Origin of the sequence: Micromonospora coriariae, assembly GCF_900091455.1 — a bacterium.
Classification (GTDB): Bacteria; Actinomycetota; Actinomycetes; order Mycobacteriales; family Micromonosporaceae; genus Micromonospora; species Micromonospora coriariae.
Genome location: NZ_LT607412.1, coordinates 1,759,312 through 1,773,001 on the forward strand (window position 1 = coordinate 1,759,312; position 13,690 = coordinate 1,773,001).

The following is a 13,690-nucleotide window of genomic DNA, read 5'->3' on the forward strand; positions in this document are numbered from 1 at the left end:
GAACTCCCCCTCGGGGCATGGACGGACAGGGCGCACGTGAGCCTAGTCTCCCGGACCACCGGCGGACCGGAGGCGTCACGTGCGCGAGGATGGTCGACATGCGCATCGTGGTTCTGGCTGGCGGCATCGGCGGCGCCCGGTTCCTGCTCGGCGTCCGGGCGTACGCCCGAGAGGTCGGCGCCGAGGTGACCGCCGTCGTCAACGTCGGCGACGACCTGTGGCTGCACGGGTTGAAGATCTGTCCCGACCTGGACAGCGTCATGTACACCCTCGGCGGCGGCGCCGATCCCGAGCGGGGCTGGGGCCGGGTCGGTGAGAGCTGGACCGTCAAGGAGGAGCTGGCCGCGTACGGGGCGGAGCCGACCTGGTTCGGCCTCGGCGACAAGGACATCGCCACCCACCTGGTGCGCAGCACAATGCTCAACGCCGGCTACCCCCTGCACGCGGTCACCGAGGCGCTGGCGACCCGCTGGGAGCCGGGCGTACGCCTGCTCCCGGCGACCGACGACCGGCTGGAGACGCACGCGGTCATCGACGATGACCAGGGCCAGCGGGCGATTCACTTTCAGGAGTGGTGGGTGCGGTACCGGGCGGACATCCCCACCCACCGTTTCGTCTTCGTGGGGGCCGAGACGGCCAAGCCGGCGCCCGGGGTCCTGGAGGCGATCGGCACCGCCGACCTGGTGCTCATAGCGCCGAGCAACCCGGTGGTGAGCGTGGCGCCGGTGCTGGCCGTGCCGGGGCTCCGGGAGGCGGTGGCGGCGGGTCCGGCCCCGGTGGTGGGCGTCTCGCCGATCATCGGCGGTGCGCCGGTCCGCGGGATGGCCGACCGCTGCCTCGCCGTGCTCGGTGTGGAGTGCAGCGCGGCCGGGGTGGGCCGGCTCTACGGCGGCCGGGCGGCCGGTGGGCTGCTGGACGGCTGGCTGGTTGCCGAGGAGGACGCGGGCACCGTGGTGCCGGAGGTGACGGTCCGCGCGGTGCCGTTGCGGATGACCGACGAGGCGGCGACGGCGGCGATGGTCCGCGCCGCGGTGGAGTTGACGTGAGGCTGGAGATCCTGCCGGTGCTGGGCATCGGCCACGTGACCGAAGGCGACGACCTGGCGGCACTGATCGCCGGCGCCGCGCCCTGGCTGCGCGACGGCGACGTGCTGGTCGTCACCAGCAAGATCGTCTCCAAGGCGGAGGGGCGGTTGGTCGACGTCCCGGCGGACGGACCCGAGCGGCTCGCCGCCCGCGACGAGGTGCTGGCCTCCGAGACCGCCCGGGTGGTGGCCAGCCGGGGGCCGACCCGGATCGTGCAGACCCACCACGGCTTCGTGATGGCGTCCGCCGGCATCGACGCGTCGAACGTGGACAAGACCCGGCTGGTGCTGCTGCCGGTGGATCCGGACGCCTCCGCCCGGGCGCTACGCGCCGCACTGCGCGCACGCTACGACCTGGACCTCGCCGTGATCATCACCGACACCATGGGCCGGCCCTGGCGCAACGGGTTGACCGACGTGGCGCTCGGGGTGGCCGGGATGCCGGCCATCCGCGACCACCGTGGCGAGGTCGACCCGTACGGCAATGAGCTGCAGCTGACCCAGATGGCCGTGGTGGACGAGCTGGCGGGCGCCGGCGAGCTGATCAAGGGCAAGTGCGACCAGGTCCCGGTGGCGGTGGTGCGGGGCTACCTCTCCGCCACCAGCCCGGACGACTCCGCCGGGGCGCAGGCACTGGTCCGCGATGCGGCGCAGGACCTCTTCTCGCTCGGGACCGCCGAGGCGCGGGCGGCGGGGCTGGCCGACGCCGCCACCCTGACCGACGCTCCCGGGCCCACGCCGGCCGACCCGGCCGCCGCGCGACGTGCGATCGACGCGGTCGCCGGGGTGGTCGCCCCCGGCACGGTCTTCACCCTGGTCGACGAGGCGGACGTACGTGCCGGCCTGATCGCCAAGGTGCCCGGCTGGCCGGACGGCGCGACGGCCCTGGTGCTCGGCTCGCCACCGGCTCCGGTGGATCCGATGGACCTGGTCCGCTTCGGCGCCGACCTGCACCGGCTGCAGGTGGCCCTGGCCGCCGAGGGCGTCGGGTCGACAGTGCTGCCCCCGCCGGCCGGCAGCCCGGCCAGCGCCACACTCGCCCTCTGACGGCCGGCCGGCCGGGTCAGGCGTCCAGCATGGCCCGGCCGAGTGGGGTCAACGTGTGCAGCACGGTGTTGCGGTCCCGGTGGCTGACCAGCAGGCCGGCGTTGCGCAACACGGTCGCGTGCTGACTGGCCGCCGCCGCTGAGATGTTGAGCCTGCGGGCCACCTCTCCCGTGGTGCAGCCGTCATCGCTGGCCTGCAAAACCGCCGCCCTGGTCCGGCCGAGCAGCGCGGCGAGCGAGTCGCGGCCGGCCGGGCCGGCCCCGTCGGTCGCCGCCAACCCGCCCAGCCGGTCCACCGGGTAGACCAGCACCGGCGGCAGCGCCGGGTCGAGCAGGGCGACCGGGGTGGCGGCGCAGAAGAACGACGGCACGAGCAGCAGGCCCCGGCCGTCCAGGTGCAGCTCCCGGCTGTGCGGGTAGTCGCGCACCTCGAGCACACCGTTCTCCCAGCGCATCGCCGGCCGGAGGCTGGTGAGCAGCCCCTCCATGCCGCCGTCGAGCAGGGCCCGGGCCCGGCGGGACCGGTCCGCCGCCACCGCGGACTGGATCCGGCTCCAGTACGGGCTGATCGCCAGCGACCGGTACTGCTCCATGGACTCGGCGAGGTGGCGCAGCGCCACCACCTCGCCCCGAGCCAGCGCGCCGGCCGAGGACGGCAGCGGGTTCTCGGTGGCCAGCACGCTCAGGTCGCGGTGCAACCGCTCGGTCGGGGTGCTGCGGACCGCTTCCAACCCGGCGTCGAAGCCCTCGACGCTGGCATACGGGGTGAGGAAGTCGGGGAAGTAGCCGCGCGGCGGGCTCAACGCGAAGAGCAGCCGGAGCTGGTCGGAGGCCGCGTCCTGGCGCAGCCCTCGGGACACCGTGCGCCGCCAGTTGTCGGTCAGCGGATCACGGCCGCGGCCCTGCAACAGGTGCAGGCTGAGGACCAACTCCCAGACCGGGTCCGCCGCCGGCGCCACCCGGGTCCGGAGGATGTCCTCGCCAGAAAAGTGGATCTTCAGCATGCAGCGCTCCTGAGCCGCCGGGCAGGGGGATGCCGGGTGGCTGTTCGACTCTACCTGGCCGGCACTTATCTCCATCTTTAAGCCTGGACTGAAAAACCTCGACGCTTCCCGGGGCGGTTCGGCATGCTTCCAGTGCCCGAGCACGGCACCCACGCGTCACGCACGCGCGCGGCGCCTGGCACCGGGACCGGGGGAGGACCGGTGATCGGGCGGCACCACGAGGGTCTGCGGCCCTTGCTCCGCAGAGGTGCCGTCCGGTCACTCCGTCGTCGCATCACCTGCTGCGCGGCTCAGCCGACCCAGAGCGCGACCCGGTGGTCCTCGTCGGTGACCCGCGCCGGCAGCAGATCGCTGGCCTCGTTGCCGGCCACCACGAATTCGGGGACTCGCAGAGTCACCGCGCCAGCGTACGGAGCGCGCGCTCGTAGAGTGGCGGGGTGCCCGACACCGCGCTCACCGGACCCCCCGCCCACCCGACCGACCCCGACACGTACGCGGCGCTGCACGCCGACGCCACCGCGCTGCTCGACGGCTGGCGGCCCACCAGCCCCGCCGCTGCCGCCGCCCGGGACCGGACCCGCGAACTGCTCGACGGCGGGCCCGTCACGATGAGCCGGCCGCACCGCCCCGGGCACGTCACCGCCAGCGCGCTGGTGCTGGACGCCACCGGCTCGCGGGTGCTGCTCTGCCTGCACGTCAAGTTCGGGCGCTGGGTGCAGCTCGGCGGGCACTGCGAGCCGACCGACCGGACCCTGGCCGGCGCCGCGCTACGCGAGGCCACCGAGGAGTCCGGGATCGCCGGCCTGCGCATCGACCCGGTGCCCATCGACGTGGACATCCACCCGGTGGGCTGTCAGGGAGGCTCCCTGCACCACGACGTCCGGTTCGCCGTGCTCGCCCCGCCCGGTGCCGTCGAGCAGGTCAGCGACGAGGCCGAGGCGCTGGGGTGGTTCCCGCCGGACCGCCTCCCCGAGCCACTGGCCGGCGGGACCGTGCAACTGGTCGCGCCGGCCCTCGCGGCCCTCAGACGTAGCCCTCTTCGCCTCGCTCCTTGAGCTCGTCGACCAGGGCCTTGACGTCCTGGGCCCGGTCCCGTGGGCAGACCAGCACCGCGTCCGGAGTGTCCACCACGATCAGGTCACGCACCCCGAGGGCGGCCACCAACCGGCCGGACTGCGGCACCACCACCAGGTTGGAGCTGTCCCGCAGCAGCACCCCCGGCTTGGCGTCGGCGCCGAGCACCACGTTGCCAGACGCGTCGGCCGGCAGCACCTCGCCGAGGGTGTGGAAGTCACCGACGTCGTTCCAGCCGAAGTCACCCGGCACGGTGGCCACCCGGCCCGCGGTGGCCGCGCCCTCCATCACCGCGTAGTCCACGGAGATCTTCGGCAGGGTCGGCCAGACCGTACCGAGCACGTCGTCCTGCTCCGGGGTGCCCCAGGCGGCGGCGATCGCGGTGACCCCGGCGTGCAGGGCCGGCTGCTGGCGGAGCAGTTCGGCGAGGAACACGTCCACCCGCCAGACGAACATGCTCGCGTTCCACAGGTGCCGGCCCGAACGGACGTACGCCTCGGCCACCTCGGCGGCCGGCTTCTCCTTGAACTCGGCCACCGGACGCCATGGGGCGTCCTCGGTCGGATCGCCGGTCTCCAGGTAGCCGTAGCCGGTCTCCGGCCGGGTCGGGGTGATCCCGACCGTCATCAGCATGCCCCGCTCCGCGCCACGGACCGCCTCCCGGACCGTCCGCACCCAGCTCTCCGGGTCGCCGATCAGGTGGTCGGCCGCGAAGCTGCCCATCACCGCGTCCGGATCGCGCAGCGCGATCACCGCGGCGGCCAGCGCGATCGCCGCGCAGGAGTCCCGGGGTGAGGGTTCGACCAGAATGTTCTCCTCCGGCAACCCGGTCAGCTGCCGGGCCACCGCCGCGACGTGCGCGGCTCCGGTGACCACGAGGATGCGGTCCGGTGTGGTCAACGGCGCGAGCCGCGCCACGGTCGCCTGGAGAAGCGATGCGTTGGAGCCAGTCAGCGGATGGAGGAACTTGGGGTGACCAGCTCGGGACAACGGCCACAACCTCGTGCCGCTGCCACCTGCCGGGATGACCGCATAGAGCATCCGCACATCATGCCCGACGGACCCCGGCAGGGTGGGCGGCTCGCCATCCGGCGCCCGGACGGTCACGAGCGGGCGCGGCTCCACGCGGCGATGTGCACCTCGGCGCTGGACTCCCAGGTGAACTCCTTGGCCCGGTCGAAACCGGCCTTCGCCAGCGACAACCGGCGCTGCTCGTCGTCCAGCAGGGCGGCCAGGTCGGTGCCGATCTGCTCCGGATCCTCCGAGGTGTACGCGACGGCGTCGCCGCCCACCTCGGGCAGCGAGAGCCGGGGCGTGGTCAGCACCGGGGCGGCGCAGGCCATCGCCTCCAGGATCGGCAGCCCGAATCCCTCGCCGTAGGAGGGGTAGGCCGCGACCAGCGCGCCGCCGAGGAAGCCGGGCAGGTCGCCGTAGCGCAGGTAGCCGGGGCGCAGCAGCCGCAGGTGGGACGGGACCTCGGCCACCGCCCGATCGATGTCGTCGTCGTGCCCCTGCCCGCCGGCGATCACCAGGGCCGGTGGGTCGACCCGGTCGGCCACCGCCTTGGCCCAACCGCGGATCAGGTTGGGTACGTTCTTGCGCGGCTCCTTGGCGCCGAGGAAGGCGACGTAGCTGCTGTTGCCCAACCCCAGGCGGGCGCGCACCCGGGCCTTCTCCTCCTCGCTGGGCGCGTGGAAGGCGGCGTGGTCGACCCCGTGGTAGGCCACGTCGATCCGCGTCGGGTCGGCGTCGAGCAGCCGGATCAGCTCGTCCCGGGTGGCCTTGCTGGGCACGATCACCCGGTCCGCCCGGCGCAACGAGGTCTTGATGGCGCTGCGGAAGAAGGTCCGGCGGGACTTGTCGTAGTGCTCCGGCTCGGTGAAGAACGTCGCGTCGTGCACGGTGACCGTGACCGGGCACCCCGCCCGCAGCGGGCAGGTGTAGAAGGGCGAGTGCAGGACGTGCGCGCCCACCTGCTGAGCGAGCAGCGGCAGGCCGGTCTGCTCCCAGGCGAGCCGCGCCGGGCGGTGCGCCACGGCGGCCGGGGCGGGGATGATCTCCGCGCCGGGCAGCATCCGCGTGTACCGCTCGAGGTCGGTGCGGAGGCTGACCACCGCCAGCTCCACCCCCGACCCACACACCTTGCCGAGGGCACCGAGCAGACCATCGACGTATCGACCGACACCACCACGGTCGGCGGGGACACTCGTGGCGTCGATGAGCACGCGGGGCGGGCGACCGGCGGTCACGGGGCGACTCCTTGCACTGGCGGGTCTGTGGGGAACAACACTCCGGGGGCCAAGCCTACGCCGGAGCACGGGGCCGACGCTGACTGCGACCCGACGGTACGCCGACTTGTCATCGTCTTCGAGTACGGCCCACAGGGGCGTATCGTTCGCGCCGATGGCCGACAACATTGCCCGGGTGTTCGCCGACGCGATCGCGACCGACCCGACCCGACCGTTGCTGACCTGGTACGACGACGCCAGCGGCGACCGCACCGAACTCTCCGGCGCCACACTGGCGAACTGGGTGGCGAAGACCGCCAACCTCCTCGTCGACGAGGTGGCCCTCGCCCTGGGTGATCCGGCCGGCGTGCTCCTGCCGCCGCACTGGCAGACCGCGGCGGTGCTGCTGGGTTGCTGGTCGGCGAAGCTGAGCGTGGTCGACACGCCGGGCGACGTGGACGTGCTCTTCGCGGCGGCCGACCGGCTCGACGAGGCGCAGTCCTGGTCCGCCGGTGAGCGGTACGCCCTGGGGCTGTCGCCGCTCGCCGCCCCGCTGCGGCAGGTGCCGCCCGGGTTCGCCGACTACGTGGTCGAGGTTCGCCGGCACGGCGACCACTTCACCCCGCAGCCCGGGCCGGGCCCCGCCGACACTCCCCTGCTGGCCCGCGCCGAGGCCCGCGCCACCGAGCTGGGCATCGCGCCCGGCGCCCGGATTCTGGTCGACGCCGCGGCGTACCCCGACCCGGTGGACTGGCTGCTGGCCCCGCTGACCCGGGCCGCCACCGTCGTCCTCTGCGCCAACCTCGACCCCGCACGGCTGTCCGCACGGCTGAACGCGGAACAGGTCACCCACCCGCTGCCGTGACCCACCACCCGCCAGCGGTCAGGCGGGGGTGGCGTCGGGGGCGCGGCGTTGGGCGAACGCGACGAAGGCCGTGAGGGACTCGGGATTGGCCAGGGCGCCCTTCGCGGCCGCCGAGTCGACCGGGGTGCCGGTGAGGATCTTCTTGACCGGGACCTCCAGCTTCTTCGCCGAGAGGGTGCGGGGCACGGCGCGCACCTGATGGATCTCGTCGGGCACGTGCCGGGGAGAGAGCGCCGTACGCAGCTCGCGGCAGATCTTCGCGCGCATCGGGTCGTCCAGCTCCAGACCCTCGGCGAGCACCACGAAGAGCAGCAGCTCGCCGGCGCCGCCCTCGTCATCCTCCAGGTGCACGACGACCGAGTCGACCACCTCGTCCAGCCCCTCGACCACCGAGTAGAACTCGGCGGTGCCCAACCGCACCCCGCCACGGTTGAGAGTGGCGTCCGAGCGTCCGGTGATCACGCAGCCGCCCCGGTCGTTGATGGTGATCCAGTCGCCGTGCCGCCAGACGCCCGGGTAGACGTCGAAGTAGGCCTCGGAGTAGCGGGTGCCGTCCGGGTCGTTCCAGAAGGCCACCGGCATGCTCGGCATCGGCTCGGTGATCACCAGCTCACCCAGCTCGCCGATCACCGGGGTGCCGTCGGCGGAGCGAGCCTCCACCTTGGCGCCCAACGCCCGGCAGGCGATCTCGCCGGCGTACACCGGCAGCAGCGGCACCCCGCCGACGAAGCCGGTGCACACGTCGGTGCCGCCGGACAGGGACTGGAGTTGGAGGTCGTCGCCGACGGTCTCGTACACCCAGGTGAAGCCCTCGGCGGGCAGCGGCGCACCGGTGGAGCCGACGGCGCGCAGCGCGGACAGGTCGGCGACCTCCCGCGGCACCAGCCCGGCCTTGCGGCAGGCCAGCAGGAACGGTGCCGAGGTGCCGAAGTACGTGGTGTCGGTCTCCGCCGCCAGCCGCCACAGCCCACCCAGGTCGGGGTGGCCCGGGTTGCCGTCGAAGAGCACGATGGTCGCGCCCACCGCCGGGCCGGAGACCAGGAAGTTCCACATCATCCACCCGGTGGTGGTGAACCAGAAGAACCGGTCGGCCGGGCCGAGGTCGTGGTGCAGGGCGAGCATCTTCAGGTGCTCCAGCAGGATGCCGCCGTGGCCGTGCACGATCGGCTTGGGCAGCCCGGTGGTGCCCGAGGAGTAGAGCACGTACAGCGGGTGGTCGAACGGCACCGGCGTGAACGTCAGCGGCTCGTCCGTGGGCGCGGCCAGGTCGACCCAGCCCAGGGCGTCCTGCGGAGCGGCCTTCGGGTCCAGGTAGCCGATGCTGACGGTGTGCCGCACCGACGGCAGGGCGGCCCGGATGGCGGCGACCTCGGCGCGCCGGTCCACCGGCTTGTCGCCGTACCGGTAACCGTCCACGGCGACCAGCACTGTCGGTTCGATCTGCTGCCAGCGGTCGGTGACGCTGCGGGTGCCGAACTCGGGCGCGCAGGACGAGAAGATCGCGCCCAGGCTGGCGGTGGCCAGCAGCAGGACGTACGTCTCAGGAATGTTCGGGGCGTACGCCGCCACCCGGTCACCGGCGGTGACGCCGAGTCGGCGCAGCCCGGCCGCGACCCGGCGGACCTGCTCGCGCAACTCCCCGGCGGTCAGCGTGACCGGCGCCCGGGTCTGCCCGTGCGCGATCACCACCGGGTCGTCGTCGGCCCGCCCCGGCATCCGCAGCACGTTCTCCGCGTAGTTCAGCGTGGCCCCGGGGAACCAGCGGGCACCGGGCATCCCCCGCTCGGCCAGCGTGGCGGTCGGCGGGGTGTGCGCCACCACCTCGAAGTGGTCCCAGATGGATCGCCAGAACCCGTCCAGGTCGGTGACCGACCAGCGCCACAGCGCGTCGTAGTCAGCGAAGTCCAGGCCGCGGTGCTCCCGCAGCCAGCGCAGGTAGCCGCCGATCCGGGACCGCTCGCGTACGTCCGCCGGCGGCGTCCACAGCACATCACCCACTGCTCCACCCTCCCCTGGCCCGGCACGACACTGTGAATGGGCCGTGGCGCCATCTTGCCCTACCTGGAAGCGCCATTCTGCGCACCGGGTACGAGCACCGACGCGTGCCCACCCCACACTCCACGCCCCCAACCCATGTGGGAAGAAGGAAGGGCACCTTCTTAACGCCTGGAGTTGTACAGGGGCCCCCTATTAACAGCTGGCGTTAGTAAGGGGCCCTTCCTTACACCTCAGCCGGCGCGGTGGGCCTGGATGGCGCGGCGGCGGGCGAGGCGATGCGCCCGGCGGATCTCGGCCTCCCGGTACCGGCGCTCGTCCTCCGGCGTCTCCGGGAGCACCGGGCGGACCGTCCGCGGCGCCCCGCCCACGTCCACCCCGACGAAGACCAGGTACGCGGTGGCCACCCGGACCGGCGCGTCCTCGGCGGAGTCCCACCGTTCGGCGACCACCCGTACGCCCACCTCCATCGAGGTCTGCCCGGTCCAGTTCACCTGGGCGTGCGCGTGCACCAGGTCACCGACCCGTACCGCCTCGGAGAAGACGATCTCGTCGATCGCCGCCGTCACCGCGGTCCCGCCGCTGTGCCGGGCTGCCGCGGCCCCCGCCACGTCGTCCACGAACTTCATCAGGACCCCGCCGTGCACGGTGCCGTACAGGTTCACGTCGACTGCGGTCATGATCTTGCTCAGGGTGACGCGGGAGTACGACGTCGGCTTGCCGGTCGGAGCGGCGGAGAGGTGCTCGGTCATGCCGGAAACGGTACGGTGCCCGGATGCGACATCTCTGGAGCTTCCTCGCCGGGCTGGTGGTGGTGCCCATCACCTGGGTGCTGGTCACACTCGGACAGGACGGGTCGAGCCGGACGGTCGACCGCTGGGTGGAGATCGGCACGTTCAACACCGCCAACCTGATCGAGCCGGCCGTGTACCTCGGTGTCGGCGGTGTCCTGCTGGGCCTGCTCGGCACACTGCGCGTCTCGCCGCTGGGCCCGCTGGTCGCCGGGCTGCTGCTGGTCACCCCGTACGTCGGGATGTTCGTGGCGCCGTTCGAGGTACGGGATGCGATCCCGCACGGGTGGAAGGTGTTCGGCGACCCGCTGCCGCTGCGGCTTCCGGTGGAGAACGGCACCCTCTTCCTGATCGGCCTGCTGCTGCTGATGGCGGCGTTCAGCAGGCAACGTTGGCAGCAGTGGCCGCGTCCGGTGACCGAGCCGGCCATGGCAGCGGCGCCGACGGGTGGCCCCCGCAGCGACGACTTCACCCTGACCGACTGGCCACCCGCCGAGCCCGCCGAGCGCGACACCACCCCGCCCACCCTCGGTTACCCGGCCGATCCGACGCCGACCGACCCACTGCCCCGCCGGGTGGGTGGCGAGTCGCCGTGGTCCGCGCCGCCGCGCGGCCAGCCGCGCCCCGAGGACACCACCGAGATCCGCTGACCGTGGGGCGGGCCGGGCGATCGGCCCGCCCCCAACCCGGAACCCGCCGTGCTAGTGCAGTGCGACGGCCAGGTCCGCATCGACGGTGCCGAGGTCGGCGCGGGGAACGACGAAGAGCATGACCAGCGTCGCGGCGGCCATGCCGCCCGCGATCACGATCGCCATCGGCACGCTCCCGGTGCCGAACAGGCCGACCAGCGGCGCCGACAGCGCGCCGACGCCGAACTGCACGGCGCCGAGCAGCGCGGCGGCGGTTCCGGCGGCCTCGCTGTGCCGGGTCATCGCCAGCGCCGGCGCGTTCGGCAGGGCCAGGCCCGCCGCGGCGAGGACCAGCCACAGCGACGCGAGCAGCGTGCCCAGACCACCGAGGCCGGTCGCGGCGAACATCACCAGCAGCAGCCCGGCCGCGGTCCCGGCGATCAGGGCGCTGATCAGGATCTGCTGCGGGGTGTAGCGGCGCAGCAGCCGGACGTTGAACTGGGTGGCGCCGATCAGGCCGACCGCGCCCGCCCCGAAGGCCAGCCCGAACTGCTGCTCGTTCAGGCCGTACTGCTCCTGGAGCACGAAGGACGAACCGGAGACGTACGCGAACAGCGCGGCCATGGCCAGCCCGGCGACCAGCACCAGACCGACGAACGCCCGGTCGTTGAGCAGCCGCCGGTAGTCCCGAATGGTGGCCCCCACCCCGCCGCGCCGACGGCGGGTCACGGGCAGGGTCTCCGGCAGCCGCAACGCGGCGACGACGATCAGCAGCGCGCCCAGCACGGCCAGCGCCGCGAAGACGCCCCGCCACTCGGTCCAGCGCAGCAGGCCACTGCCCAGGGTCGGCGCGAGGATCGGGGCCAGCCCCATGACCAGCATCAGCCGGGAGAAGATCCGGGCGAACGAGGCGCCGCTGAACAGGTCGCGCACGACCGCGGTGGCGACCACTGTGGCGGCCGCCACGCCGAGCCCCTGGAGCACGCGCAGGGTGCCGAGCACGGCGATGTTGGGCGCGAAGACGCACAGCACGGACGCCACGACGTGCGCGGCCAGCCCGGCCAGCAGCGGCACGCGCCGGCCCACCACGTCGGAGAGCGGCCCGATCAGCAGCTGGCCCAGCGCGAGGCCGAGCAGCGTGCCGGTCAGCGTCAACTGCACCGCGGTCTCGGTGGTCTGCAGGCCGGCCGTGATGGCGGGCAGGGCCGGCAGGTACATGTCGATGGTCAGCGGCCCGACCGCGATCATCGCGCCCAGCACGAGCACGAGTTGCGCCCGCTGGCGGTTGCTCATCAGGTCGCCGGGCAGCACCTCCCGCTCGGAGGCGGTGTCCGGGGCGGTCTTCTCCACCAACTGCTTCATCATCTCGATCTCTCTGCGTGGCTTCGGACGTCGTTGGGCGTGCCCGACGTTGGGCAGCGAGTGGATGGCGAGGCGGGGTCGCGGCGGACGCGCGGCCAGGGTGAACGGAATGGTCGATCAGGCTCGGTGATTCTCCCTTCCAACCAACATCGTTGACCCGCTCAACGATGTCGGTGTGTGGGGACTCACGTACGAACGCCGACCGCCTCACCGCCGGGCGGCGGTGAGGCGGTCGGTCTCGAAGTCAGGTGGCGGGCGCCTAGACAGCGCCGCTGAGCAGTTGTCGCGCCATGACGATCCGCTGCACCTGGTTGGTGCCCTCGTAGATCTGGGTGATCTTGGCGTCCCGCATCATCCGCTCGACCGGGTAGTCCCGCGTGTAGCCGTACCCCCCGAGCAGCTGCACCGCGTCGGTGGTGATCTCCATGGCGGCGTCCGAGGCGAAGCACTTCGCCGCCGCGCCGAAGTAGGTCAGGTCCGCGTCGCCGCGCTCGGACTTGCCGGCCGCGGCGTAGGTGAGCTGCCGGGCCGCCTCCAGCTTCATGCCCATGTCGGCGAGCATGAACTGGACGCCCTGGAACTCGGCGACCGCCTTGCCGAACTGCCGGCGCTCGGCGACGTACCCCTTGGCGTAGTCGAGCGCGCCCTGCGCGATCCCGATGGCCTGGGCGGCGATGGTGACCCGGGTGTGGTCGAGGGTCTTCATCGCGGTGGCGAAGCCGGTGCCCTCCGCGCCGATGATGCGATCCGCCGGAATGCGTACGTTGTCCAGGTAGACCTCGCGGGTGGGCGAGCCCTTGATGCCGAGCTTCTTCTCCGGGGCGCCGAAGCTCACCCCGGCATCGGACTTCTCGACCACGAAGGCCGAGATTCCCCGGGACCGGGCCGTCGGGTCGGTGACCGCGAAGACGGTGTAGAACTCGGAGACGCCGGCGTTGGTGATCCAGCGCTTCACCCCGTTGAGCACCCAGTGATCCCCGTCACGCACCGCGCGGGTGGTCATCGAGGCCGCGTCGCTGCCCGCCTCCGGCTCGGAGAGGCAGTACGAGAACATCGCGTCCCCAGCCGCCACCGGCGTCAGGTAGCGCCGCTTGAGCTCCTCGGAGCCGGACAGCAGCAGCGGCATCGTGCCGAGCTTGTTGACCGCCGGGATCAGCGAGGAGGACGCGCAGGCCCGCGCCACCTCCTCGATCACAATGGCGGTGGCCAGGGCATCCGCGCCGGCGCCGCCGTACTCCTCGGGGATGTGCGGGGCATGGAAGTCGGCCGCCCGCAGAGCGTCGTAGGACGCCTTCGGGAACTCACCGGTCTCGTCGGCCTCGGCGGCGTGCGGAGCCACCTTCGCCGTGCAGACCTCCCGGACCGCCTCCCGGATCGCCTCGTGCTCCTCCGGCAACCGGTAGACGTCGAACGACTCGCCTGCGGCCACGTTGGCCCTCCTCTTCACCGCTATCATGCGCAGTCTGTAGCCTCCGCTGACCGCGACCGCGCAGACTGAAGGATAGCGACTGCAGTTCAGGTGGATGTTACCGGCGCGTAGGTACAGGTTCGACGGAGCACCCCGGCCGCCGAGCGATGATGGAAGACAGACAATGAGCCACCCCTCCGGTGC

12 protein-coding genes are annotated in these 13,690 nt (G+C 72.8%); 5 read left to right on the forward strand and 7 right to left on the reverse strand.

From position 1 onward, the window contains the following. Positions 1-98: 98 nt before the first annotated feature. Together cofD and GA0070607_RS08145 are read left to right on the forward strand one after the other, a co-directional pair. Positions 99-1,046, forward strand: a complete 948-nt coding sequence (gene cofD, locus GA0070607_RS08140) for a 2-phospho-L-lactate transferase (protein WP_089017646.1) — start codon at positions 99-101, stop codon at positions 1,044-1,046. After that, the gene (locus GA0070607_RS08145) at positions 1,043-2,131 is read left to right on the forward strand and encodes a coenzyme F420-0:L-glutamate ligase (RefSeq protein WP_089017647.1); all 1,089 of its coding nucleotides are present in this window, start codon (positions 1,043-1,045) and stop codon (positions 2,129-2,131) included. Before cofD ends, GA0070607_RS08145 begins: the two co-directional genes overlap by 4 nt. 16 nt (positions 2,132-2,147) lie before the next feature. On the opposite strand, the gene GA0070607_RS08150 is transcribed toward GA0070607_RS08145, so the two are convergent. After that, complete coding sequence (locus GA0070607_RS08150) at positions 2,148-3,134, reverse strand: winged helix-turn-helix domain-containing protein (protein WP_089017648.1); 987 nt, start codon at positions 3,132-3,134, stop codon at positions 2,148-2,150. A gap of 437 nt (positions 3,135-3,571) precedes the next feature. Between GA0070607_RS08150 and GA0070607_RS08155 the strand changes: the two genes are divergently transcribed. After that, on the forward strand, positions 3,572-4,189 hold the full coding sequence (locus GA0070607_RS08155; RefSeq protein ID WP_089017649.1) for an NUDIX hydrolase: 618 nt from the start codon (positions 3,572-3,574) through the stop codon (positions 4,187-4,189). Here GA0070607_RS08155 and GA0070607_RS08160 read toward each other — a convergent pair. Next, positions 4,158-5,249, reverse strand: a complete 1,092-nt coding sequence (locus GA0070607_RS08160) for a mannose-1-phosphate guanylyltransferase (protein WP_089021718.1) — start codon at positions 5,247-5,249, stop codon at positions 4,158-4,160. The genes GA0070607_RS08155 and GA0070607_RS08160 overlap by 32 nt on opposite strands. Before the next feature lie 62 nt (positions 5,250-5,311). Beyond that, positions 5,312-6,457, reverse strand: a complete 1,146-nt coding sequence (locus tag GA0070607_RS08165; protein ID WP_089017650.1) for a glycosyltransferase family 4 protein — start codon at positions 6,455-6,457, stop codon at positions 5,312-5,314. 154 nt (positions 6,458-6,611) lie between these two features. On the opposite strand from GA0070607_RS08165, the gene GA0070607_RS08170 reads away from it, so the two are divergent. Then, complete coding sequence (locus GA0070607_RS08170; protein ID WP_089017651.1) at positions 6,612-7,301, forward strand: TIGR03089 family protein; 690 nt, start codon at positions 6,612-6,614, stop codon at positions 7,299-7,301. An 18-nt stretch (positions 7,302-7,319) separates the two neighbouring features. On the opposite strand, the gene GA0070607_RS08175 is transcribed toward GA0070607_RS08170, so the two are convergent. Both GA0070607_RS08175 and GA0070607_RS08180 read right to left on the reverse strand, forming a co-directional pair. Continuing rightward, entirely contained in the window at positions 7,320-9,299 is a 1,980-nt protein-coding gene (locus GA0070607_RS08175; protein WP_089017652.1) for an acetoacetate--CoA ligase, read from the reverse strand. Between the two features lie 230 nt (positions 9,300-9,529). After that, positions 9,530-10,048, reverse strand: a complete 519-nt coding sequence (locus tag GA0070607_RS08180) for an acyl-CoA thioesterase (protein WP_089017653.1) — start codon at positions 10,046-10,048, stop codon at positions 9,530-9,532. Between the two features lie 23 nt (positions 10,049-10,071). On the opposite strand from GA0070607_RS08180, the gene GA0070607_RS08185 reads away from it, so the two are divergent. Beyond that, entirely contained in the window at positions 10,072-10,737 is a 666-nt protein-coding gene (locus GA0070607_RS08185) for a hypothetical protein (RefSeq protein ID WP_089017654.1), read from the forward strand. A 51-nt stretch (positions 10,738-10,788) separates the two neighbouring features. Here the strand turns inward: GA0070607_RS08185 and GA0070607_RS08190 are convergent, their stop codons facing one another. Then, entirely contained in the window at positions 10,789-12,081 is a 1,293-nt protein-coding gene (locus tag GA0070607_RS08190; protein ID WP_231930909.1) for a Bcr/CflA family efflux MFS transporter, read from the reverse strand. A 256-nt stretch (positions 12,082-12,337) separates the two neighbouring features. After that, on the reverse strand, positions 12,338-13,507 hold the full coding sequence (locus tag GA0070607_RS08195; RefSeq protein ID WP_089017655.1) for an acyl-CoA dehydrogenase family protein: 1,170 nt from the start codon (positions 13,505-13,507) through the stop codon (positions 12,338-12,340). Positions 13,508-13,690: the final 183 nt, after the last annotated feature.

Coding starts and splice junctions, on each gene's coding strand:
- GA0070607_RS08170 (WP_089017651.1), top strand. CDS start 6,612: ATGGCCGACAACATTGCCCGGGTGTTCGCCGACGCGATCGCGACCGAC.
- GA0070607_RS08180 (WP_089017653.1), bottom strand. CDS start 10,048: ATGACCGAGCACCTCTCCGCCGCTCCGACCGGCAAGCCGACGTCGTAC.
- GA0070607_RS08185 (WP_089017654.1), top strand. CDS start 10,072: ATGCGACATCTCTGGAGCTTCCTCGCCGGGCTGGTGGTGGTGCCCATC.
- GA0070607_RS08160 (WP_089021718.1), bottom strand. CDS start 5,249: ATGCTCTATGCGGTCATCCCGGCAGGTGGCAGCGGCACGAGGTTGTGG.
- GA0070607_RS08190 (WP_231930909.1), bottom strand. CDS start 12,081: ATGATGAAGCAGTTGGTGGAGAAGACCGCCCCGGACACCGCCTCCGAG.
- cofD (WP_089017646.1), top strand. CDS start 99: ATGCGCATCGTGGTTCTGGCTGGCGGCATCGGCGGCGCCCGGTTCCTG.
- GA0070607_RS08150 (WP_089017648.1), bottom strand. CDS start 3,134: ATGCTGAAGATCCACTTTTCTGGCGAGGACATCCTCCGGACCCGGGTG.